This is a genomic window from Nocardioides thalensis (assembly GCF_013410655.1).
Taxonomy (GTDB): domain Bacteria; phylum Actinomycetota; class Actinomycetes; order Propionibacteriales; family Nocardioidaceae; genus Nocardioides; species Nocardioides thalensis.
In genome coordinates this window covers 3,005,432-3,027,069 of record NZ_JACCFP010000001.1, presented here as the reverse complement: position 1 = coordinate 3,027,069, position 21,638 = coordinate 3,005,432, and the positions used below count along the sequence as shown (strand labels likewise).

Genomic DNA, 21,638 nt, shown 5'->3' with positions numbered 1-21,638 from the left:
ATGAAGCTCCACTCGATCCGCCGCGGCGCCACGATCGCGGTCGCCACTCTGGCCCTCTCCGTCTCGCTCGCGGCATGCGGCAGTGACGACGAAGGCAGCGACGGCGGCAACGCCAACGACAACACAAGCTCGTCCGACAGCCCGATGAAGGAGTCGGACTCCGGCGAGGAGACGACCGGGGCCGGCGCGCAGACCTTTGGCGACGGCTGCGCCGAGGTCCCGACGTCGGGCGCCGGGTCCTTCGACGGCATGGTGAACGACCCGGTCGCCACCGCCGCGAGCAACAACCCGCTGCTCAAGACGCTGGTCGCCGCGGTCACCTCGATCGACGGTCTCGCCGACACGCTCAACGGCCAGGAGGCGCTGACCGTGTTCGCGCCGTACGACCCGGCCTTCGCGGAGATCCCGGAGAAGGACCTCAACGCGCTCGTCGAGGGCGGCATGAAGGACGGCCAGGACAGCACGCTCTACAAGATCCTGGCCCACCACGTGCTCCCGACCAATGCCGACCCGGCCGCCGTCGGCGGCGACCAGGACACACTCGCCGGGGACACGCTGACCGTCGAGGGCGACGCCGAGTCCGGGATGACCGTCTCCGACGGCACCGTCACCGCGTCGGTGCTGTGCGGCAACATCCCGACCGCCAACGCGACCGTCTACGTCATCGACAAGGTCCTGACCGGGGTCAAGTGACCCCAGCACCTGCGAGCCGGGACGCACACCATGAACCCAGGCCCTGAGACGACGGCCGGCGCTTCCCCCGAGGGAGCGCCGGCCGGCGGCGCCGCGCTGGTCGAGCTGCTGCACCGCTCGGCGCGCGGCGATCGCGACGCGTACGCCGCGCTCTACGACCTGACCGCGGGCCGCGTGCACGGGGTCGCGGTGCGGGTGGTGCGCGACCCGGCGCAGGCGGAGGAGGTGACCCAGGAGGTCTATCTCGAAGCCTGGCGGACCGCCAGCCGGTACGACGCCGAGCGGGGCACGGTGACCACCTGGCTACTGACCATCACCCACCGCAAGGCGGTGGACCGGGTGCGGAGCGCCGAGGCGTCCCGGCGCCGGGAGGCCACGTTCCACCACCGCAACCACTCGGTCGAGCACGACACGACGGCCGAGGCCGTGCAGGCAACCTTCGAGGCCCGTCGCGTCCGCGCGGCGCTGACTCAGCTCACCGACGTCCAGCGCGAGGCCATCGAGCTCGCCTACTTCGGCGGCTACACCCACACCGAGGTGGCCGCATTCCTCGACCTACCGGTCGGGACAGCCAAGACCAGGATCCGCGACGGCCTCATCCGCCTCCGCGACACGATCGGAGCAGGACGATGACCGATCACGACGACGCCTATGGGTGGAACGACGTGCATGCCCTGTCGGGCGCCTACGCGATCGACGCGCTCGACGACGACGAGCGGACCCGGTTCGCGGAGCACCTGCTGCGCTGCCCGGACTGCCGCGACGAGGTCAGCAGCCTCCGGGAAGCGGCAGCAGCGCTCGCAGTCCAGTCCGCCATGCCCGCTCCCCACGTGCGCGACCGCGTCCTCTCCGGCATCGCGTCGATTCGTCCCCTGCCGCCCCTGACCGACACCGAAGGTGCCGAGGTCACCCTGTTGGCCCCACGTCGTCACCGCCGCGTGCCGTGGTCGACCCTGGTGCTCGCCGCCGCGGTCGCGCTGCTGGTGGCCGTCGGCGGAGTGCTGTGGCTGCGACCGAGCGACGAGCGGCCCGCCCCACTGACGGCGACGACCACGGAGCGGGTCCTGGCGGCCGAAGACGCCACGCGTGTCACCCAGCGGTTCGAGGACGGCTCCCGGGCCACCGTCGTGGTCTCCCGGTCCGAGGGTCGTGCGGTCATCCTGACCGAGGACATGCAGCTGGCGCCCGCCGGGAGCGACTACCAGCTGTGGCTGGTCGATGCCGATGACCGCATGGAGCCGGCAGGACTGATGCCCGACGACCCGGACGCGACGATGCTCCTCCACGGCGACGCCAGCCAGGCGACGGGGATCGGGGTGACCGTCGAGCCCGACGGCGGGTCGCCACAACCGACGACGACACCGATCGTCATGTTCGACCTGGAGGCGTGATGACGGCTCCTGCGACTCCACGGCGGATCGGCGTCGTCGGGTCGGGCATCGCCGGCCTGACCGCCGCCTACGTCGCCTCCCGCAGCGCGCACGTCACCTTGCTGGAGACGGACGAGCGGCTCGGCGGTCACGCCGACACCCACTTCGTGACCGACGGTGCCACCGGTCGCCGGCTGGCGATCGACACCGGATTCATCGTCCACAACCGACGCACCTACCCGGTGCTGCTGCGGCTCTTCGACGAGCTCGGCGTCCGCACGCAGGGGTCGGAGATGTCGATGTCGATCGCCGACGAGGCGAGCGGGCTGGAGTGGGCCGGTGCGCTCGGCGTGCGCGGGCTGTTCCCGACCGCCGCCAACCTCCGCGACCGCGACTTCCTCACGATGCTCGTCGAGATCCCGCGTTTCCACCGGCGTGCACGCCGCCTTCTGCGCCAGAGCGCGGATGCATCGGCGGGCATGACCCTGGCCGAGTTCCTCGACGCGGGTGGCTTCTCGCCGTACTTCCGCCGTCACTTCGCCGAACCCCTCGTCGCGGCCGTGTGGTCATGCGACCCCGACCGCGCTGCCCACTACCCGGCTGCCTACCTGTTCACGTTCCTCCACCACCACGGGATGCTTCGGGTGTTCGGGTCCCCGACCTGGCGAACGGTCTCGGGAGGCTCACGCTCCTACGTCGACCGCGTGGCTGCCGCGGTCCGGACGGCCGGCGGAGAGGTGCGCACCTCGACACCCGTGCTGGGGGTCACCGAGACGCCGACGGGCGTCCTGGTGCGAACGGCATCCGGGGAGGAGACCTTCGACGCCGTCGTCGTCGCGACCCACCCGCACCAGGCCCTGGCCCTGCTCACCCATCCGACTCCGGCGCAGAGCGAGATCCTGGGCGAGCTGCCGTACGTGGCCAACACCGCCCTGCTGCACACCGACGCCCGCCTGCTCCCGTCGGCCGCCAACGCTCGAGCGTCCTGGAACTTCCGGCGTCCTCACGTCGGCAGCGGATCGGTGCAGGTGACCTACGACCTGACCCGGCTCCAGCGACTGCCGACCGACATCCGCTACCTGGTGACCCTCGGCGGGGAGCACTTCGTCGACCCCGCGAAGGTGATCGCGCGGCGCGACTACGAGCATCCCCTCTACACGCCGACCTCGGTCGCGGCCCGCGCCCGGCTGCGCGAGGCGGACACGGCCCGCGTGGTGCTCGCGGGCGCCTACCACGGCTGGGGCTTCCACGAGGACGGCGCCCGGTCCGGGCTCGAGGCGGCCGAGCGACTGGGACTCCGCTGGCCGCCCGCGCCAGTGCCGGACCGGGCGCCCGTCGACCTCGCACCCCCGCGCGCGGCCCGGACAGCCGCCCCGGTGGCCTACGCGACCACGATCACCCACCGCCGCCGGCAGCCGATCGGCCACGCCTTCCGGCACCGCTCCCACCTCTGGGTGGTCGACCTCGACGGCCTCCCCGCCGACGGCCGGATCGGCAGGCTGCGCGGCCAGATCGCCGCGATCGACCACTTCACCGGGCGAGCGCCAACCGTGCGCGCCGACCTCGACGCCTTCCTCGCCCGCCACGACATCGACCTGCGCGGCGGCCGGGTGCTGATGGCCGCGCACGCTCGCGCCCTGGGCCACTGCTTCAACCCGATCTCCGTGTTCTGGTGCTGGGCGGGCAGGGACACCTCGGGACCGCCCGCCGCCACCGTGGTCGAGGTGCACAACACCTACGGCGACCGCCACGCCTACCTGGTGCCGGCCGATGAGCGAGGGACGGGCACGGTGGACAAGGCCATGTACGTCTCGCCGTTCCACGGCACCGACGGCAGCTACCGCGTGGTCGCACCACCCCCCACCGGACCGTCCGGGCGGCTCGCGGTCGCCGTACGCCTGCACAACGAGGACGGGAGCGTGTTCGACGCCTCCCTCGTCGGTGCGCCCTCCCGGATCCCCCTTCTCCCGCTAGCGGGTCTGCGCGGGGCTCTGCTGATTCGTCGGCACGGCGTGGCGCTGTGGCTGCGCGGCCTGCAGGTCCGACCTCGCCCCGTCCACCACCAGGAAGGTGCCCGATGACCGCCGTAGAACAGCCCGTCCGCAACGAGACCTGGTCGGACCTCGATACCACCCCGAGGGTCGGGACAGGGGCGCGGATCGCCCGACGCCTGTTCTGCTCGGCGATCGACCGGCTGGACGTCACCGTGCACCTCGCGGCCACCGCCGACGCCCCGGCCCGCACCCTCGGCCGCGGCGGGCCCACGGTGCACGTGCACCGCCCCGACGAGCTGTTCGCGCGGCTCGCGCAGGCCCAGCTGATCGGGTTCGGCGAGGCCTACCTCACCGGCGCCTGGGACGAGGGAGAGGACCCCGCGGCGCTGGGCGACTTCCTGACGGTCCTAGCGGCGGACCTGGAGCGGCTGGTGCCGCGCCCGCTGCAGTGGCTGCGCTCGGTCGTCGTACGGCGGATGCCGGCGACCCACCGTGGTGACCGCTCGACCACACAGGCCAACGTGTCGCACCACTACGACCTGTCCAACGACCTCTTCGCGCTGTTCCTCGACCCGACCATGACCTACAGCTCCGCGCTGTTCCACGACCCCGCCCGGGCCGACGCCGAGGACCTGGTGGCCGCCCAGCACCGCAAGATCGACCGGCTGCTCGACCAGGCCGACGTCGGCCCCGGCACCCGGCTGCTCGAAATCGGCACCGGATGGGGCGAGCTGGCCGTCCGGGCGGCGGCGCGCGGAGCGCGCGTGCACACCATCACCCTGTCGGTGGAGCAGCAGGCGCTCGCCCAGGAGCGGATCGCCGCCACCGGCCAGGCCGACCGGGTCGAGGTCGAGCTCTGCGACTACCGAGCGCTCCTCGACGACCCGCGCCGCGCGCAGGCCTACGACGCAGTCGTGTCCGTCGAGATGCTCGAGGCGGTGGGCCAGCTCTACTGGGCGACGTACTTCCGCACCCTCGACCACGTGCTCGCCCCGGGCGGCAAGGTCGCCCTGCAGGCGATCACGATGCCCCACCACCGGATGCTCGCGACCCGGAACACGCACACGTTCATCACCAAGCACGTCTTCCCCGGCGGCGCCCTGCCCTCGCTGCAGGCGATCGAGGAAATCGCCGCCCGCCACACGGCACTCCGGGTCACCGACCGCTTCGCGATGGGTCCGCACTACGCCACCACGCTACGGCTATGGGACGAGGCGTTCCGAGCGGCGGCGGACGGCGCGCGTGCGCTCGGCTTCGACGAGACGTTCCTCCGGCTCTGGCACTTCTACCTCGAGTACAGCCGGGCCGGGTTCGCGTCGGGCTACATCGACGACCACCAGGTCACCCTGGCGCGGAACGAGGCACGATGAGCACCGCGACCGAGTCCCGCCCGACGTCGGACGTCACCCCGGTGGCGGCGCGGCTCGCCCGCACGGTCGAGCCGTTCGTCGGCGGCGAGCTGCCCGTGCGGCTGCAGGCGTGGGACGGGTCGGAGGCCGGGCCGCCGGACGCCCCGCTGGTGGTCCTCCGCTCGCCGAGCGCCCTGCGCCGCCTGCTGCGCCATCCCGGTGAGCTCGGTGCGGCGCAGGCCTACGTGACCGGCGACCTGGACGTGCCCGGCGACCTCGACGAGGCACTCACCCACGCCTTCGCCGTCGCACGCGACCGCGGGCTCGGCGGCGGGCGCCCCCCGCTGCGGGCAATGGCAGCGGCGCTGCGCACGGCCGCCGGGCTCGGTGCTCTCGGCCGACCGCCCGCCCCGCCAGCCACCCAGGCCCGCGTGCGCGGGCGGCTGCACAGCCGCGAGCGGGACCGTCGCGCCATCAGTCACCACTACGACTTGTCCACCGACTTCTACGCGCTGGTCCTCGACCCGTCGATGGCCTACTCCTGCGGCTACCACACCGATCCCGGCATGTCCCTCGAGGAGGCGCAGCACGCGAAGCTCTCGCTCGTCTGCCGCAAGCTCGGCCTCGAACCGGGAATGCGGCTGCTCGACGTCGGCAGCGGCTGGGGCGCGCTCGCGCTGCACGCCGCCGAGCACTTCGGTGCGCGCGTGACCGGGGTGACCATCTCCACCGAGCAGCAGAGGTTCGCCGAGCGGGCGGCGAGGCGGCGCGGCGTCGACCACCTCGTCGAGATCCGGCTCCGCGACTACCGCGACGCCGTACCCCTGCGCGGCGAGGAGTACGACGCCGTCGCCTCCCTCGAGATGGGTGAGCACGTGGGGGAGCACAACTACCGCACCTATGCGCGGGTGCTCCACGACGCCGTACGACCGGGCGGTCGGGTGCTGGTGCAGCAGATGTCCCGGACCGGTCCGTGGCCCGGGGGCGGGCCGTTCATCGAGTCCTTCATCGCCCCCGACATGCACATGCGGCCCGTCGGTGAGACCGTCGCGCTGCTCGAGGGCAGCGGCCTCGAGCTCCGCGACGTGCACGCGCTGCGCGAGCATTACGTGCAGACGGTCGCAGGGTGGCTCGAGCGGTTCGAGAGCAACCGCGCGGAGATCGAGGCGCTAGTGGGGGAGGAGATGGTGCGCGTGTGGCGGCTCTACCTCGTCGGCGGGTCGATGGCGTTCCGCGACGGCCGCATGGGCGTCGACCAGATCCTGCTGGCGCGCCCCGGCGCGGCGCACACGCTGCCCGCGGCACGCGCGTGGTGAGCGCGCTCGCCGCCGCGGTGGCGGCGGTCGCGGTCGCCGCCGCGGTCACCATGACGGTGACCGCCCTGATCGCCCGCCGCCAACGGCGGGTCGTCGTCGTCGACGTGGCCTGGGGGGTCGCGTTGGCGCTCTCGGCCGCCGCGGCCGCCGTGGTGGGAGCGGCGGCCGCGCGCGGCGACCTTCTCCGCGCGATCGCCGTCGCGGCGCTCGTCGCGGTGTGGGGGCTCCGGCTCTCCTGGCACATCCACCGTCGCAGCGGCGTGGGGGAGGACCCGCGCTACGAGCAGCTTCTCGGCGGGCCGCTGGCCGAGGTCGGGATGGCGGTGGCGGTTCGCAAGGTGTTCCTCGTCCAGGGCGCGGCCGTCTGCCTGGTCGCCCTCCCCGTCGCCGTCGGCGCGGTCCTGCAGATCGAGTACTGGCCGGTCCTGGTCGTCGGTTGCCTGGTCTGGACGGTCGGCATGATCTTCGAGGCTGTCGGCGACGCGCAGCTCGCCGCCTACCGGAGCAAGCCCCGTGACGCCCGGCCGCCCGTCCTCGACTCCGGGTTGTGGCGCTACACCCGACACCCCAACTACTTCGGCGACGCCTGCGTGTGGTGGGGTATCTGGCTCGCCTCGGCGGCGGCCAGCGGCTGGCTGGCCGGACTCGCAACTGTGATCGCGCCGGTCACGATGACGTGGTTCCTCGTCCACGTCACGGGCGCGCGGTTGCTTGAGGAGAGGATGATGCAGCGTCCGGCCTACCGCGTCTACGCGGCCCGCACGTCGATGTTCATACCCATGAAGCCGCGCGGATCTGAAAGACTCCACGGCCCGCGATAGGGCCGGGCGCGCAGAAGCGGCGAAAGCGAATTCGGGAGAGGTAGATGACGACACTCGAGGCATCCAACGACACAGTCGCGCCGCCCTTGCCGCCGGTGAAGGACCTCCGGCACCGGGCCGAGGTGCCGATGCTGGTGACCGGGATCATCCTTCTCGCCGTGGCGCTAGTGGTCATGGTCGTCATGGTGATCGACGGCCTCGGTGCGCCCGGGTGGCTGCGCAGCGCGGTCGTGGTTGCTGTCGTGGGTCCGATCTTCGCGAGCCTGGTGTTCTCGCGGTACCTGTACTGGTCGACGATCTCCAACGCCGTTGAGGTCACCTCGCAACAGCTGCCGCAGCTGCACGCGCTGTTCGTGGAGCAGGCCGCCAAGCTGGGGATGACGCCCGACGGGTCGGGCATGCACAAGACACCGCGGCTCTACCTGGTCAACGGCAATGGCGTGATGAACGCCTACGCCACCAAGTGCCGGATCCGCCGCGGCTACGTCATGATCTACAGCGACCTCCTCGACCTCGCCTACGAGCACGGTCACTTCGACCTGATGCGCTTCGTGCTCAGTCACGAGCTCGGCCACCACCACTGCGGCCACACCCAGTTCCGCCGGCTCATGCTGTCGCCCGTGCTTCGCCCGCTCCAGCTGTGGCCGTCGTTCCAGCGGGCCCAGGAGTACACCGCCGATCGGGTCGGCGCCTTCCTCGCGCTCGAGGGTGCTCCGAAGATGGTCGGTCTGTACGCCGGGAAGCACATGCAGAAGGAGGTCGACCTCGATGCTTACTTCGCCTCCGTCGCCGACCACAAGGACGGCTTCTGGCTCAAGGTCGCCAACTTCCGTGCCGATCACCCCGTCGGCTTCCGCCGGATGACCACCCTGCGCCGGATGCAGACCGAGGGCTGGGACGTGCACGGCACGTTCCTGTGACCTGACGCCGCAGCCACGGTGGTCGCTAGCCAGCTACGTCAGCGACCGTAAACCACAGCCCCAGCGCTCCTGAGCCGCGCTTTCGTGACCCCAGAACCCTGCCCCGCGGCTCGGTTGTAAACCGCAGTTGCGGCGGCCAAAGTTCGCTAGCACCAACCTCAGTTGCCGACAGAAACAGACCGGGCGTGGGGGAAGAGCAGCGCCCGCTCATGCCGATGAGCGGGCACATCGGCCAGCCTCGTGGGATCGTTCAGCGTGACTCGAACACCTACCTCCGGCGGCACTCCCGGGGTCGCCTACGGCCTGCTTGGGGCGATCCTGCTCGGGATCGGCGGCGCGATGCTAGAAGACGCCATGGGCAGCGACTGGTTGACATTCTTCGGCGTCACGTCACTCGGCGCGGGTCTTGTGGGGATCATCGCTGGCGGTGTCGCCCTCGGAACGCAGGCGCTCACCCGCCGCGACTGACCTTGTACTGCCGTCCGCTCATGCCGCCACCAGGGCGGCTACGCTCGCCCGACTCTGCCGCGACCGGAGCGCGCTACCAACTCGGGTGCAGGCTGCGGCAACCAGCCAAGTCGTCGAGTTTCGCTGAGGCCACACGGAGGTCCCCTTAGATCGGACACAATCGTGCGCATGGCGACCTCTGCGCTGGCCGCGCGTCCAACCTCGAGCAGTTGGCGCCCGGGGTTCTGGATGGGCCTCCTCGCCGGCATCGTCCCTGCGCTGGCGGGGTTCGTGGTCGACGTGATGTTGCTGGCGAACATCGACACGGGCATCGGATTCCTTCTGACGGCGGTCGGTGCCGGCTGCTTCGCCGGAGTCATCCTTCTGGCATACCCCAGTCTGCGTCTGTTCGCGGTGGGTCTATTGGCGGGCGCATTCCTGTGCTTCGTCGGCGTGGCCGGGTACCTAGCGCTGGTCTTCAGTTCAATCACTGCCGCCGCGGCGACCTGATCCTGCCGCGTTCGGTGCAGTCGTGCCGATGGGCGAGGAAGCCGTGGACTCAGAGTCCTCCAATGACCAACGTCGAGCGCAGGCTGGCGGACAACTTCTGGGACCTCCGCGACGACGCCTATGACAATCCGGTCCGATGGCGAGGAGTCACCGCCGAGGTGCTCTTCGAGCGAATGGCCGAGTACGTCGAAGCGGCGGAAGAGCGTGGGGAGCCCATTGACTGGCAGCGAGATCTCACCGATCGCCTGGCGTGCGAGTGAGGGCGCAGGCTGATCTGCCCGACTCTGCCGCGTTGCGGGCGGAGCCCGACAATGCCGCAGGGCGACGCCATCTAGGGTGCTCTGGTGCTTCATGAGTTGTGGGATGACCCGGAGAGCGACGGCCGCTTTACCTTCTGTCTCGCGGGTCCGCACGGTGCCCAGGCAAGAGCGACTCTTTCGACGTCCGCTCGTCTGACGTGGACCGTCGAAGCCGCCAGCCACTTCGAGGCAATGACGCTTTACTACGAGCACATGGGCTGGGGCGAGTACCGGAGCGACCAGGACTGGGACCGCCGGACCTACGCCGAGCACGGCTGGGAGTAGGCCGTCCGCCGCCCGCTCATTCCGCATTTGAGTTACTCAGGCTCCCTAGGTCATTTGCCGGCTCGGCGGTGCGGCCGGGGGCCTGGTAAGCGAAGGGGTGGGGTCCGGGCACCCAAGGCCGAGCCGTGAACCCACGTCGCCCCACTGACCTCGGCCAGGCCGCGCCCGAGCGGCGCTGAGTGCTAACGCTAGGGCCCCGAGGGCGGGGGCCCCGAGGGCGGCGGCCCCAGGGGCGGCGGTCCCGTCACGCCCAGGGCAATCGCGCCCGCGACCGTCGCTACGAGTTCCACGTCGACCGCGTCAAGCAACTCGGAGTCCAGCAGTGCACCAAGGACGGTGATGCCGGCCTGGGCGCGCGCAGGCTCAGGGTCAGTCGCGAGCTCCACCGCCCACCTCAAGAGACGCATGGTCTCCTCCCGCTTGCGCCACCGGTCGAGCTCCTTGGCGCCCCGGCGCAGAAGAAGGTGACCGACAAGCCCACCAGCGAACGCGAGCAGAGGGGTGGCGATCAGCACGATGATCGTCAGCGTCTTCATCCAGCGCCCTCCGCGTCCTCGTCGCCGTGGATAGTCGTGACGCTCGCGAGCGGCCGGCTCCGCCAGTCCTGCGCGAACGGCGCCTTCAGCTCGTAGACGTTCTCGATGACGTACTTCGTGGGAGACAGCGGCTCCGGCCGCCTCCGCTTCGTCACCTCGAGCAAGCCCACCGACTCCAGCTCTCCGAGGCCCCGGGCCGCGGTGTCCCCGGAGATGCCGTACCACGCCGGCATCTGCTCCAGCGGAAGAACGAAGCCCGGCTTCAGGGAGCTGCCGACCAGCAGCATCGCCTTGGCCGCCAGGCTGAGGGTGCGGTACCAGCGCTCTTCGGCGGTCCAGAACTGCTCCGAGAGCTTGAAGTAGCGCCCACGGCCCTTTCCGGACGGGTAGGTGTACTCGCGTCCGGTGCCGGCCTCGTCGAGGAGGGTGATGTTCGCGCTCCGGCCCCGTCGCTCGCGTGTGATCAGGCCGTGGTCGTCGAGCCGGCGCCAGGTCTTCGAGACCGCGGCGGTCCCGGGGTCGTTGGCAGTGGGCAGGCCCAGGCCGCGAGCCCACACCCGCGCGTCGAGCGCGACGTCCCACGCGTCGGTGGCCTCATCGCTGCTCACGACCGCGCGAAGCAGGAGGTAAAGATCGAGGCCGCGCTCGTCATGGTTGCGCACCAAGTCGTGAAGGGGCCCCGGCACGGGACGAGCCTGGCGTCCGCGCTGCGCGAAGGCGTTCCTCAGCGGTACCCCGCCACCGCGGCGCCGCGCACGGGCCACGAGGGCGTCCGCGACGTCGTCCCGGTCGCGATGAGGGTTGCTGGGCATACCCTGATGGTGTCACAAGAAGCGCTCCGTGTCGGCCCGGAGCGACGGACTCGTGACGCCGTCGTGTCGAAGCGACTTACCGCGCGAGCGGGTGGTTCAAGATCACCTCGTATCTCCTCGGATCACCTCTCGCAGATCCTCGGATTACCGGGGCGGATTTTCAGGCGCTCGGTGTTCGCTCCCCCCGCATGCTTCCTCCAAATCGGCCCGTTCCGGGGCGATTTGCGCCGTCCCAGCGGAGCAACACTCCCCATTAGGGACGGACGCGTGGCAACATGGGCTTTATGGCCACGAAAGAACAGACACCGACCTCTGTTCAGGTGGCGGCCGCACGCGTCCGAGTGAAGGCCGATAAGCGCCTGAACCGAGAGACTCCCGCCCAGATCAAGAGGATCGCTGAGCACGAGCCGATCCCGGCTCACCCCGCCAAGTCCGCCTGATCCGTACTCTCGCGCTCCCGCCCTCACTGCGGCAGTCGCGGGCGGACACTCAGCTGCACGGATCCGCGGTCTGGCTGCCTTCCTCGGTTGATCGTGTCACCCCATGCCCTCGATCAACCGCACTGTCGTCGGCAGATCCGGGCGAATGGATCATCGATTCGTCGGCGATGCGGGGGAGGCAGCGGCCCTGCGGACGCGGGCGGTGACGGTGATCCGGCGTCCATCGCCAAGCGCCGCAAGGCCGCTCGAGACGACAGCGCCCGGACTTGAGTCTAGCCGCGTTTATGTCCCGAAATCCCCAGCGCAAGCGGCCCGAATAGAGCAGAAGGCGTCAACAACCTTCGCGCAGCGGAGTCTAGCCGTCCGTGTTCGCGCAGGTCAGAGCACACGTCGTCAAGAACCATCCGAGAATCGCGAAAATGGCAGGGCCACACGGCGGAGGCCCAGAGGTCGCAGGTTCAAATCCTGCCCCCGCTACAAAGTGAACAAGGCCTGACCTGCGGAAACGCAGGTCAGGCCTTGTTGCGTTGCGAGGCGTGCCGCGAGCGCGGCCGGGGTCAGCCGGTGAACTCGCCGACGACCGTGTAGAGCCCCGGTGTGGCCTGGGCGAGCGCGGCGGCGCGCTTCGCGTACTCGGCCGCCGCGGGGTCGGACTGGGTGGCCTTGACGTCGGCGGCACTCTCCCAGCGGGCGACGTTGATGACCCGGCTCTTGTCGAGGCTCGCCAGCAGAGTGACCGAGATGAAGCCAGGCCGCTTCGACATCACCTGCTCCGTGCCCTCGACCAGCAGGTCGATCACCTCTTGCTGCTTGGCCGGATCGACATCGACGACGTTCACGAACGTGACGGGTTCGGACACTTCCGTTCCTCCTTGTGTGATGACCGACCACTCGAGGCGGGCGGCCACGGCAGGCGGCACCTGACGGAGTGACGGCCGTCGGGTGCGAGCGGGCTGGGTGCTCGCTCTGCGAGAGGGACGACGTAGCACCGGGAAGTGTCAGACGGCCTTCTGGCTCGCCGAGCGACCTGACGCTTTGACGTGCTGTCTCGTCAACACCTCGAGCGCAGACAGCGGCTCAGCGCGAGTGAGGGAGCGAGGAGTGTGCCGTGAGCCAGGCGAAGGAGACGAGCAAGCGGGCAACTGGTCGGGTGACGCGGCGGATGGACGAGCGAACGAGCATCGCGCGAGCGACGGAGCCGGCGCGGCGGCGCGTGAAGCCCGATCACTGGTCGTCGCTGTTCGGGCAGATCGCGGTCGCGAGCTTCACGGCATGCTCGCTCTCCGGCATCTTCCTGCTGTTCTTCTACGAGCCCTCGACGGCACCGGTGATCTACGAGGGGTCGTACGCCGGGCTCCGGGGCGTCGAGATGTCGCGCGCGATGGAATCGACGATGAATCTCTCGTTCGAGGTTCGCGGCGGGCTCCTGATGCGCCAGCTGCATCACTGGAGCGCGTCCGTCATGATCGCGGCGGTCATGCTGAACCTGCTGCGGATCTTCTTCACCGGCGCGTTCCGCGGACCGCGCGGGCTCACCTGGCTGCTGTGGTTCGGCGTCCTCCTGACCGGGATGGGCGCCGGCCTGAGCGGTCACGTCCTCACCGACGACGCACGCTCAGGAGCGAGCCTGATGGTGATGGATGGCCTGCTCAAGGGCGTTCCGGTCGTCGGCACACGCCTCTCCTGGCTGGTGTTCCAGGGACGCTTCCCGACCGGCGCCATCGACTCGTTCTATCCGCTGCACGTAGCGATCCTGCCCGCGACCATTCTCTTGTTCCTGCTCGTGATCGGGCGGTTGAACCTCCGTCACTACCCAGCGCGGCTCCGAGGCAGAGGCCGAGCCGGACGCGTCGTCGCCCGACGGCGGACCGGCCTCGCGCTGCTCGAGAGTGGCGGCCTGTTCTGCGTCGTCCTCGGAGTGCTGACCTTGATGGCGGCCACCATCCAGGTGAACCCGATCTGGACGTACGGGCCGGCCAACCCGGCGGTCGCCTCCGGCGGGGGCGGGGCGCTCTGGTACCTGGCGTTCCTCGACGGCGCACAACGCCTGGTGCCGCCCGGCTGGGAGCTCGTCCTGTTCGGCCGCACCTGGACGCCGGCGATCTTCGTGCCGCTGGCGGTGGGAGGCCTGTTCTTCCTGACCGCCATGCTCTACCCGTTCGTCGAGCGGCGGATCGTCGGCGACGCAGAGCATCGTCTGCTCGCGCGGCCCCGCACCAGGCCCACTCGTACCGGGATCGGCGTGGCTGGCATCGTGTTCTACGCGGTGCCGTGGATCGCGGCCGGTAGCGACGTGATCGCGATGCGCTTCTCGCTGAGCAACGAGAAGCTGATCCTGACCTTGCAGCTCGGCCTGATCCTGGGGCCGATCCTCGGCTTCATGGTGACCCGGCGCATCTGTCTCGGTCTTCAGCACCAGGATCGTGAGATCGCCCTGCACGGCTACGAGACCGGCAGGATCGTCCGCTCCCCGGACGGCAGGTTCACGGAGGTTCACCAACGAAGACAGGGATCCCTCGCTCACCCAGCGAGAGATCATGCAGATGACGAACGAAGCGGCAAGACAGCGTGACGACAGGAGGGAAGGACTGATGTCGGACCCATCGATGCCTCGACAGTCCGAGCCTCCCGAGTTCGTCGACGCGATCAGGGAGCGGAGCGTGCTGCTGGGCCTCGCCTACCGTCTCCTCGGCTCCATCGCCGACGCCGAGGACGCCGTGCAGGAGACCTACATCCGCTGGTATCGCCTCACGGAGCAGGAGCGGCGAGAGGTGGCCCACCCTCGGGCGTGGTTGATCAAGACCGCCAGCAGGATCGGTCTCGACATGCTGAAGTCGGCGCGCGCTCGCAGGGAGCAGTACGTCGGTGAGTGGCTGCCCGAGCCCGTCCCCGCGGCGGGCAGATGGAGCAGTCAGCAGACGGAGTCAGTGGCCGACCCCGCCGACCGGGTGACCCTGGACGACTCCGTGTCGATGGCCGTCCTCGTGGTCCTCGAAGCGATGACCCCGGCCGAGCGCGTCGCGTTCATCCTCCACGACGTGTTCCACTACTCGTTTTCCGAGATCGCCACGATCGTCGGGCGCACCCCGGGAGCAGCCCGCCAGCTCGCGTCCTCCGCACGACGCCGCGTGCGCGAGCAACAGCGCCGTCCCGTACCGCCGTCCGAGCACGCTGCAGCAGTCCAGTCGTTCAAGGCGGCATGGCAGAACGGCGACCTCGCCGGCCTGATCGAGGTCCTCGACCCGGACTCCACCGCCATCACCGACGGCGGCGGCATCGTGTCGGCGGCGCTCGAACCCCTTCGCGGACCCGTGGCCATCGCGCACTTCCTCATGGGCGTCTACGAGCGGCAACCCGACCTGACCATCCGCGAAGAGCTCGTCAACGGCGAGCTCGGGCTCGTTGCGACGGACACCCAGGACCGCACTCTCGCAGTCCTCGCCCTCTCCACCACCGCTGCCGGCAAGGTCGATCAGGTCTGGGCCATCCGAAACCCCCAGAAGCTCGAGGTCTGGGCTCGCGGTTGAGGTGCCGCTCCGGGCACGGACCGCAGCGTCGGTCGAGCCGGCCCGCCGTGCTACGACGTCGTGACCAGGGTCGCCCCGAGACCGATCATCATGATCCCGCCGGCGGCACCCGCGGCGTCGAGACGGCGAGGCCTCCGTGCCAGCCACGCGCGAGCCTTGCCGGCGAGCGTCGCCCACGCGCTGTCCGACACGAGCTCCATCAGGGCGAACACCAGACCCAGGAGGGCGATCTGGGGCGCGGTCGGGGCTGAGCTCGAGGTGAACTGCGGCAGGAAGGCCACGAAGAAGAGCACGGTCTTGGGGTTGGTGACGCCCACGACGAAGCCGGTCATCAACGCCGTGCGAGCGCGCTCCGGCGGCCGCTGGCCGGACTCCAGCGCGACCCGGGCGTCGCCCCGGTGACGGATCGCCTGGACACCGAGCCACACGACGTACGCCGCGCCGGCGATCTTGACGATCGAGTACGCCGTGGCGCTCGTCGTCACCAGCGCGCCGAGGCCGACCGCCACCAGGACCGCCTGCGCCAACAGCCCGGAGGCGTTGCCGACCACCGAGAGAAGGGCCTCGCGCAGCGGCACCGTCAGGGCCCGACCGAGCATGAACAACAGGCTCGGCCCTGGGACCTGGATGAAGAGGAAGGAGGCGACGAGGAATGCCGCCCACTGACTGGATGAAGGCACCGTCTTCAGCTCCTTGGGTCGGGTCGACGCTCCGGTTGAACGTCCTGCATCCAGACTGCGACCGATTTGGTATGACGTCCAATGCCAAAATCACTGACCTTCGATAGGTATTGTTGATGAATGTGAACCTCGTCCACCTCAAGGTGCTGGTGGCCGTCGCCCGACACGGGTCGGTGACCGCGGCCGCGCGGGAGCTGCACTACTCCCAGCCGTCGGCGAGCCACCACCTGTCCCGGCTCGAGGCGGACCTCGGGGTCAATCTCGTCCAGCGGGTCGGCCGAGGGATCCGCCTGACCCCGGAGGGGCGGTTGCTGGCCGACCGGGCGGCCGAGATCCTGGGACGCGTCGACGCGGCGACCAACGAGCTCGCGGCCCAGGTGGGCCTCCAAGCCGGGCAGGTCCGGCTGGCCGCCAATGCGTCGGTCCTGAGCACCCTCGTGCCGCAGGCGCTGGGCGCGCTGTCGCTGGCGCATCCCGGCATCCAGGTGAGCCTGGTGGACAGGCACCCGGTCGAGTCCCTCGAGATGCTGCGACACGGGGAGGTCGATGTCGCGGTCGTGTTCCGCCACACCGACTCTCCCGAGGAGGACCAAGCGGTCCGCCTCCTCCATCTCTGCGACGACCCCACCTACCTCGTCAGCCAGCAGCCCGACGACGACCTCGACAACCACCGGCACTCCGACTGGATCGGTGGATGCGACCGGTGCCAGGAGGAGCTGTTCGCCGTGTGCCGACGACAGGGCTTCATCCCGCAGATCGCCTCCCTCAGCGACGACATGGTGGTGGTGCAATCGATGGTGGCGGCCGGTCTCGGCGTCACGACTCTGCCCGGGCTGGCGCTCCGGGCGCATCGTCGGGCCGACGTCCACACCACCGAGCTCGTCGACCACCATCGCCGGATCTACGCCGCCACCTACGGTGAGCCGCCCGACCCGCCCGCCGTCGCCGCCGTCACGGCGGCGCTCCGGCAGGCGGCCAGCACCTTGGCCGAACCGGCGATCTGACGAAGGACGGCGGATCGGCGTACTTGCGTCGGTCCGCGGGAAGACCGAGGCCGACTCGCCTGTTGCCTCGATCACACAGCCGATCGGCGAGGGCGACGGGTGATCGCACCTCGCTCACTTCTGCCGCCCTCAGGGAGAACAAATGAACCGACGTGTGAAGCCGCTGCCGATGACCACCGAGATGCTCGAGGGGCTCCCGCGATGAGGTACCGGAAGCTCGGGCGCACCGGGATGGACGTCAGTGCCTACTGCCTGGGCGCGATGATGTTCGGGCAGGCGGGCAATCCCGACCACGACGAGTGCGTCCGGATGATCCACACCGCCCTCGACAGCGGGATCAACTTCGTCGACACAGCGGACATGTACAGCACGGGTGAGTCCGAGGAGATCGTGGGCAAGGCGCTCCGCGGCCGTCGGGACGAGGTCGTCCTCGCGACCAAGGGCCACTTCCCCCTCGAAGAGGGCCCGAATCGCAGCGGCAACTCGCGACGATGGATCACGCGTGCGGTCGAGGACAGCCTGCGGCGGCTCGACACGGACTGGATCGACCTCTACCAGATCCACCGGCCCGACGAGTCGACGGACATCGAGGAGACCCTGTCGGTGCTGACCGACCTCGTCCGGGCCGGCAAGATCCGCGCCTTCGGCACCTCCACGTTCAGCCCCGACCAGGTGGTGGAAGCCCAGTGGGTGTCCGAGCGGCGGGCCCTCGGCCGATTCCGCACCGAGCAGCCGCCGTACTCGATCCTCGCCCGAGGCATCGAGCGGCACCTGCTGCCCGTCACGCAGAGGTACGGCATGGGCGTGCTCGTGTGGAGCCCGCTGGCGTTCGGGTTCCTGAGCGGGAAGCACCGCCTCGACCGGCCGGTCGACATGAGCGCGGGGCGACCGGCGCTGAAGCCCACGCACTTCGACACCACCGATCCGGCAGTACGCCGGAGGCTCGAGGTGGTCGAGCGGCTCGTCGAGGTCGCCGACGGTCTGGGTTGCACCCTGCCGCAGCTCGCGTTGGCGTTCACGGTCGCTCACCCCGGAGTCACGTCGGCGATCCTCGGCCCGCGGACACCCGCGCAGCTGGCGGACGCACTGGCAGGCGCGACGCTCGTCCTCGACGACGAGACCCTCGACAGGATCGACGAGATCGTGCCGCCCGGGGTCGATCTCTACGACCCGCTGGCGACGACACCGCCTCCCGCTCTGGAGCCCGGACGCAGGCGACGACCGCGGGACGAGCGCGCAGTCGCCTAGGCGGCGGGCACGCGACGAAAATCCTCCGCCGCAGCGGGTCTACATCCGTGACAGCACTGCCGCTTGCGGAGGAGACCCGATGGCCGAGGACAGCACACCGACAGGAACGCTCCGCATCTCCCTGCTGATGTTCGGTGGCTTTCTGCTTTTGGGCGGGCGGGCGAGGGGTCTCCGTCCTCGTCATGAAGCCGAGATCGTCTCGGTCCGCGCTCACGACACCCGGATCGGGTGAGTCGGACCGGTGACCCGCGCCCAGCAGACCACGCGACCGCTGCTGCTGGTGGCCGGCGCGGGCGCCTACCTCGAGCGGGCGGTCGACGAGCTCCGCGACGACGAGCTCGCCCGGCCGACGCCGTGCGCGCGCTGGACGGTAGCCGACCTCCTCGTCCACGTAGGGGATTCGCTCGACGTCCTGCGGGCCACCCACGACACCTCCCGCGCGGAGGTGCCACCGCTAGGGACGGACGCGACGTCGCTGGAGCACGGCATCCGGGTCCGTGTCACCGCGACTGTGCAGGCGGCGTACGCCGCGAGTCCCCGCACCACCGTCGACATCGGAGACCGGCAGCTGCCCGAGGAGCTCCTGCAGGCAGTCACGGCGCTCGAGATGGGCATCCACGGCTGGGACATCGTCTCGGCGCGAGGGATCGCCCGCGCGATGCCCGCCAGCCTCGCCTCAGGGCTGCTCCAGGTCGCGCTCACGACCGTCCCCGCCGACGACCGTGGCGGCCAGTTCGGACCGCCCTCGCGGGCACCCGAGGGAGCGCCGCCGGTCCAGCGACTGCTCGCGTGGCTGGGACGAGCGGACCCGTCGCCGGGTCCTGCGCCTGAGCCAGCGCGACGAAAAGCGCCCGCCACCGAGGTCTATCCCTCAGAAGCCCTGCGCACGTGTCCACCCGCTGCACAACACCCCGAGGAGTGACCATGTCCTTGTCCACGACGCCCCGTGAGGTCGCCACCGCCTTCGTGAAGGCGTTCGCATCGCGCCAGATGGAGGATGCCGCGGAGTGGGTGGCCGACGAGGTGGCCTTCACCAGCCCCAGGGTGCAGATCCGTGGCCGCGATGCCTACCTCGCAGCGGTCGGCGAGTTCTCCGGGGTCGTCACCGGGCTGGACCTGCTCGAGACCTTCGGCGACGAGTCGCGCGCGATGCTGCTCTACGACATGCACACCGCACCGTTCGGCGTGATCCGCGCGGCCGACCTCTACGTCGTGCAGGACGGGTTGATCGTCAGGAACGACCTGCTGTTCGACACCGCTGCGATGCGGCCCACGAGCTCCGTCGAGGGCTGATGCAGATGCCCGCCGTCGAGCTCGACGACCTGACCCGGTACCGGGGAGAGATCCTCGCCCACTGCTACCGGATGTCCGGCTCGATCCACGACGCCGAGGACCTGACGCAGGAGACGTTGCTCCGTGCGTGGCGGGCCCTGGACTCCTTCGAGGGGAGGTCGTCGATCAAGACGTGGCTGTACCGGATCGCCACTCGCGTGTGCCTCACCGCACTGGAGAAGCGTGCCCGGCGCCCTCTTCCCTCCGGCCTGAACCCACCGTCGACCACTCCGGAAGCGGAGCTCGAACCGGGAGAGGACCTGCCCTGGCTCACCCCCTTCGTCACGTCGACCGCGGCGTCCGAGCCGGAGGCGATCGCCGACCAGAACGCCGACATCAGGCTTGCCTTCGTCGTCGCGTTGCAGCATCTCGCGCCACGACAGCGCGCCGCGCTGCTGCTCTGCGACGTCCTGGGCCTCAAGCCCGCCGAGGTCGGTCAGGTCCTCGACATGTCCACCGCAGCGGTCTACAGCGCTCTCGCCCGAGCCCGGCGCACCCTCGACGGCGCAGGGGTCCGCGATCGGGAGGAGCACCCGACGTACGCCGACGAGCCACGGATCCGCGCGGTCGTCGACGAGTACGTGGCGGCCTTCGCCGACGCCGACCTGCATCGCCTCGCGGAGCTGCTGCGACAGGACGTCCGGCTCGAGATGCCGCCGCGGCTCGAGTGGTTCTCGGGCCGCGACGCGGTCCTGGCGTTCCTCGACCGGCGGATCCTCACCTCAGCGAACCGCTGGCACCTCGAGCCTGCCGTCGCCAACGGCCAGCCGGCGGCCCTCTGCTACGTCCGCACGTCCGACGGCAGCTATCGGCCGCACGCCGTACACGTCCTCGACGTGCGCGACGGCCGCATCACGCGGATCGTCGCCTTCAACGACGAACGACTGGTCGCCGCACGACGCAGCGAGGCTTCCTGATCGGCCGCTCACGTGTCCGCGAGCGCCCCGGACCGCGGTGCGGAGGCGACCGCGGAGCCCTGGGCCGTGGCGCAGGTGCGCACGCTGCCGTCGGCTCCGATCTCGTCGATGACCACCGAGGCCACCGCGCGACGCCGATCGTGTGCGATCACCTTGGCGGTGGCGCGCAGGGTTCCCTCGCGGGCCGCTGCGAGATAGGTGACGCTGAGGCCGCTGGTGACGATGCTGGGGCCGAGCACTGTGCCCGCGGCGAAGGTCAGCACGTTGTCGGCGCAGTAGGCGAGCACGCCGCCGTGCACCAAGCCGAACTGCTGGCGGTGATGGTCGGTGATGTCGATCTCGAGCACCGCCTCGCCCTCGCCGAAGCTGGTCAGCCTGGCACCGAGGAGCCGGCTGAAGGGCTGTGCCGCCAGCACCCCCTGTGCCTCTGGCAGACCGATCGTCGTGGGGTCGAACAGATCGGGCACCGGTTGGATCCTTTCGTCGGGACGGCTGAGCAGGGGAAAGCGTTCCGTACCGTACCGTACGGTGGATCGCCCCGAGCGCTCAGTCGGGAAGACGCAGCGCCACTCGCGCTGCCCGCAGGAACAGGCGCCGAACGCGGATCTTCAGGCCGCGCGCTCTCCGTCCGGGGTGATGACCCACCACAACCCGCCGTGGGTCGCGACGTTGTGGCACTCGACCTCGCCCGGGCCCTCGTGGGCGTAGTAGTACAGCGGGTGCCCGTTGTAGGTGACCTGCGTCGAGCCGTCGCGTCGCTCGGTGGTGCCGAGCAGGCCGGCGTCCACCTGACCCTCGGCGACCGGCTCGCCCTCCGTCAGGACAGGAGGCCACGCCACTGCGCAGTCGCCGTAGCACTCGGGGGTGGACGAGGGCTCCTGTTCCCAGATGTAGACGACCTGCCGGCCCGGTCCCCACAGGACCTCGCCGTAGTCGCTCGCTGCCGTGGTGATCGCGGTGCCGTCCGGCTCGGAGGCCTCGGACGTGGTGGCCTCGCTGGTGGGAGCCGTCCCCGACCCGTCCTTGGTCGCCGTCGGTGAGGCTGGGGAGTCCGCCGGGGAGTCCGCCGCCTCGCCGCCGTCGTCGGACCCGCAGCTCACGCCGACGAGGGCGAGGACGAGGACGCCTGCCACCTGTG

The 21,638-nt window shown here is 70.4% G+C and carries 25 protein-coding genes; 19 read left to right on the top strand and 6 right to left on the bottom strand.

Annotated features, from left to right (window positions below; all coding sequences use genetic code 11):
• The 11 genes from HNR19_RS14805 to HNR19_RS14755 all read left to right on the top strand — a co-directional run bounded on the left by HNR19_RS14805 (position 1) and on the right by HNR19_RS14755 (position 9,680).
• A complete protein-coding gene (locus HNR19_RS14805) occupies positions 1 to 693 on the top strand; it encodes a fasciclin domain-containing protein (RefSeq protein WP_179668636.1) in 693 nt (230 codons plus the stop codon).
• A gap of 30 nt (positions 694 to 723) precedes the next feature.
• Entirely contained in the window at positions 724 to 1,326 is a 603-nt protein-coding gene (gene sigK / locus HNR19_RS14800) for an ECF RNA polymerase sigma factor SigK (protein ID WP_179668635.1), read from the top strand.
• Positions 1,323 to 2,084: an anti-sigma factor gene (locus tag HNR19_RS14795; RefSeq protein ID WP_179668634.1), complete on the top strand. Its 762-nt coding sequence runs from the start codon at positions 1,323 to 1,325 to the stop codon at positions 2,082 to 2,084. Before sigK ends, HNR19_RS14795 begins: the two co-directional genes overlap by 4 nt.
• A complete protein-coding gene (locus HNR19_RS14790; protein WP_179668633.1) occupies positions 2,084 to 4,144 on the top strand; it encodes an FAD-dependent oxidoreductase in 2,061 nt (686 codons plus the stop codon). The genes HNR19_RS14795 and HNR19_RS14790 overlap by 1 nt, the downstream gene beginning before the upstream one ends.
• The gene (locus tag HNR19_RS14785) at positions 4,141 to 5,427 is read left to right on the top strand and encodes a class I SAM-dependent methyltransferase (RefSeq protein ID WP_179668632.1); all 1,287 of its coding nucleotides are present in this window, start codon (positions 4,141 to 4,143) and stop codon (positions 5,425 to 5,427) included. Before HNR19_RS14790 ends, HNR19_RS14785 begins: the two co-directional genes overlap by 4 nt.
• Positions 5,424 to 6,722, top strand: a complete 1,299-nt coding sequence (locus HNR19_RS14780) for an SAM-dependent methyltransferase (protein WP_179668631.1) — start codon at positions 5,424 to 5,426, stop codon at positions 6,720 to 6,722. Before HNR19_RS14785 ends, HNR19_RS14780 begins: the two co-directional genes overlap by 4 nt.
• Positions 6,719 to 7,543 carry a DUF1295 domain-containing protein gene (locus HNR19_RS14775; protein ID WP_343047196.1) on the top strand — a complete coding sequence of 275 codons (825 nt, stop codon included), beginning with the start codon at positions 6,719 to 6,721 and terminating at the stop codon, positions 7,541 to 7,543. Before HNR19_RS14780 ends, HNR19_RS14775 begins: the two co-directional genes overlap by 4 nt.
• Positions 7,544 to 7,587: 44 nt before the next feature.
• Positions 7,588 to 8,463 (top strand): M48 family metallopeptidase, encoded by an 876-nt coding sequence (locus HNR19_RS14770; protein WP_218910267.1) that lies wholly within the window; start codon positions 7,588 to 7,590, stop codon positions 8,461 to 8,463.
• A gap of 255 nt (positions 8,464 to 8,718) precedes the next feature.
• Positions 8,719 to 8,931 (top strand): hypothetical protein, encoded by a 213-nt coding sequence (locus HNR19_RS14765; protein ID WP_179668337.1) that lies wholly within the window; start codon positions 8,719 to 8,721, stop codon positions 8,929 to 8,931.
• 168 nt (positions 8,932 to 9,099) lie between these two features.
• Positions 9,100 to 9,420: a hypothetical protein gene (locus HNR19_RS14760; RefSeq protein ID WP_179668630.1), complete on the top strand. Its 321-nt coding sequence runs from the start codon at positions 9,100 to 9,102 to the stop codon at positions 9,418 to 9,420.
• Positions 9,421 to 9,482: 62 nt separating this feature from the next.
• On the top strand, positions 9,483 to 9,680 hold the full coding sequence (locus HNR19_RS14755) for a hypothetical protein (protein ID WP_179668629.1): 198 nt from the start codon (positions 9,483 to 9,485) through the stop codon (positions 9,678 to 9,680).
• A gap of 512 nt (positions 9,681 to 10,192) precedes the next feature.
• Here the strand turns inward: HNR19_RS14755 and HNR19_RS14745 are convergent.
• The 3 genes from HNR19_RS14745 to HNR19_RS14735 form a co-directional block, all read right to left on the bottom strand.
• Positions 10,193 to 10,540 carry a hypothetical protein gene (locus HNR19_RS14745; protein ID WP_179668627.1) on the bottom strand — a complete coding sequence of 116 codons (348 nt, stop codon included), beginning with the start codon at positions 10,538 to 10,540 and terminating at the stop codon, positions 10,193 to 10,195.
• The gene (locus tag HNR19_RS14740; RefSeq protein WP_179668626.1) at positions 10,537 to 11,226 is read right to left on the bottom strand and encodes a hypothetical protein; all 690 of its coding nucleotides are present in this window, start codon (positions 11,224 to 11,226) and stop codon (positions 10,537 to 10,539) included. Before HNR19_RS14740 ends, HNR19_RS14745 begins: the two co-directional genes overlap by 4 nt.
• Before the next feature lie 1,123 nt (positions 11,227 to 12,349).
• Entirely contained in the window at positions 12,350 to 12,652 is a 303-nt protein-coding gene (locus HNR19_RS14735; protein WP_179668625.1) for an antibiotic biosynthesis monooxygenase, read from the bottom strand.
• A 248-nt stretch (positions 12,653 to 12,900) separates the two neighbouring features.
• On the opposite strand from HNR19_RS14735, the gene HNR19_RS14730 reads away from it, so the two are divergent.
• Positions 12,901 to 14,364, top strand: a complete 1,464-nt coding sequence (locus HNR19_RS14730; protein ID WP_218910266.1) for a cytochrome b N-terminal domain-containing protein — start codon at positions 12,901 to 12,903, stop codon at positions 14,362 to 14,364.
• Positions 14,365 to 14,398: 34 nt separating this feature from the next.
• Positions 14,399 to 15,319, top strand: a complete 921-nt coding sequence (sigJ, locus tag HNR19_RS14725; protein WP_179668624.1) for an RNA polymerase sigma factor SigJ — start codon at positions 14,399 to 14,401, stop codon at positions 15,317 to 15,319.
• 50 nt (positions 15,320 to 15,369) lie between these two features.
• On the opposite strand, the gene HNR19_RS14720 is transcribed toward sigJ, so the two are convergent.
• Positions 15,370 to 15,999 carry a LysE family transporter gene (locus tag HNR19_RS14720; protein ID WP_179668623.1) on the bottom strand — a complete coding sequence of 210 codons (630 nt, stop codon included), beginning with the start codon at positions 15,997 to 15,999 and terminating at the stop codon, positions 15,370 to 15,372.
• Between the two features lie 122 nt (positions 16,000 to 16,121).
• Here HNR19_RS14720 and HNR19_RS14715 point away from each other — a divergent pair, with 122 nt between their 5' ends.
• The 6 genes from HNR19_RS14715 to HNR19_RS14690 all read left to right on the top strand — a co-directional run bounded on the left by HNR19_RS14715 (position 16,122) and on the right by HNR19_RS14690 (position 20,500).
• Positions 16,122 to 17,003: a LysR family transcriptional regulator gene (locus tag HNR19_RS14715; RefSeq protein ID WP_343047195.1), complete on the top strand. Its 882-nt coding sequence runs from the start codon at positions 16,122 to 16,124 to the stop codon at positions 17,001 to 17,003.
• Between the two features lie 201 nt (positions 17,004 to 17,204).
• Positions 17,205 to 18,251, top strand: a complete 1,047-nt coding sequence (locus HNR19_RS14710; RefSeq protein ID WP_179668621.1) for an aldo/keto reductase — start codon at positions 17,205 to 17,207, stop codon at positions 18,249 to 18,251.
• Positions 18,252 to 18,330: 79 nt separating this feature from the next.
• A complete protein-coding gene (locus tag HNR19_RS14705) occupies positions 18,331 to 18,483 on the top strand; it encodes a hypothetical protein (RefSeq protein WP_179668620.1) in 153 nt (50 codons plus the stop codon).
• Positions 18,484 to 18,492: 9 nt separating this feature from the next.
• The gene (locus tag HNR19_RS14700) at positions 18,493 to 19,173 is read left to right on the top strand and encodes a TIGR03086 family metal-binding protein (RefSeq protein ID WP_179668619.1); all 681 of its coding nucleotides are present in this window, start codon (positions 18,493 to 18,495) and stop codon (positions 19,171 to 19,173) included.
• Positions 19,174 to 19,175: 2 nt separating this feature from the next.
• Positions 19,176 to 19,544, top strand: coding sequence for a nuclear transport factor 2 family protein (locus HNR19_RS14695; RefSeq protein ID WP_179668618.1), 369 nt, complete (start codon positions 19,176 to 19,178; stop codon positions 19,542 to 19,544).
• Positions 19,544 to 20,500, top strand: coding sequence for an RNA polymerase subunit sigma-70 (locus HNR19_RS14690; protein ID WP_179668617.1), 957 nt, complete (start codon positions 19,544 to 19,546; stop codon positions 20,498 to 20,500). Before HNR19_RS14695 ends, HNR19_RS14690 begins: the two co-directional genes overlap by 1 nt.
• A gap of 8 nt (positions 20,501 to 20,508) precedes the next feature.
• Here HNR19_RS14690 and HNR19_RS14685 read toward each other — a convergent pair whose 3' ends face one another.
• Both HNR19_RS14685 and HNR19_RS14680 read right to left on the bottom strand, forming a co-directional pair.
• Positions 20,509 to 20,967 (bottom strand): hotdog fold thioesterase, encoded by a 459-nt coding sequence (locus tag HNR19_RS14685; protein WP_218910265.1) that lies wholly within the window; start codon positions 20,965 to 20,967, stop codon positions 20,509 to 20,511.
• 141 nt (positions 20,968 to 21,108) lie between these two features.
• Positions 21,109 to 21,633: a COG4315 family predicted lipoprotein gene (locus HNR19_RS14680; protein ID WP_343047194.1), complete on the bottom strand. Its 525-nt coding sequence runs from the start codon at positions 21,631 to 21,633 to the stop codon at positions 21,109 to 21,111.
• Positions 21,634 to 21,638: the final 5 nt, after the last annotated feature.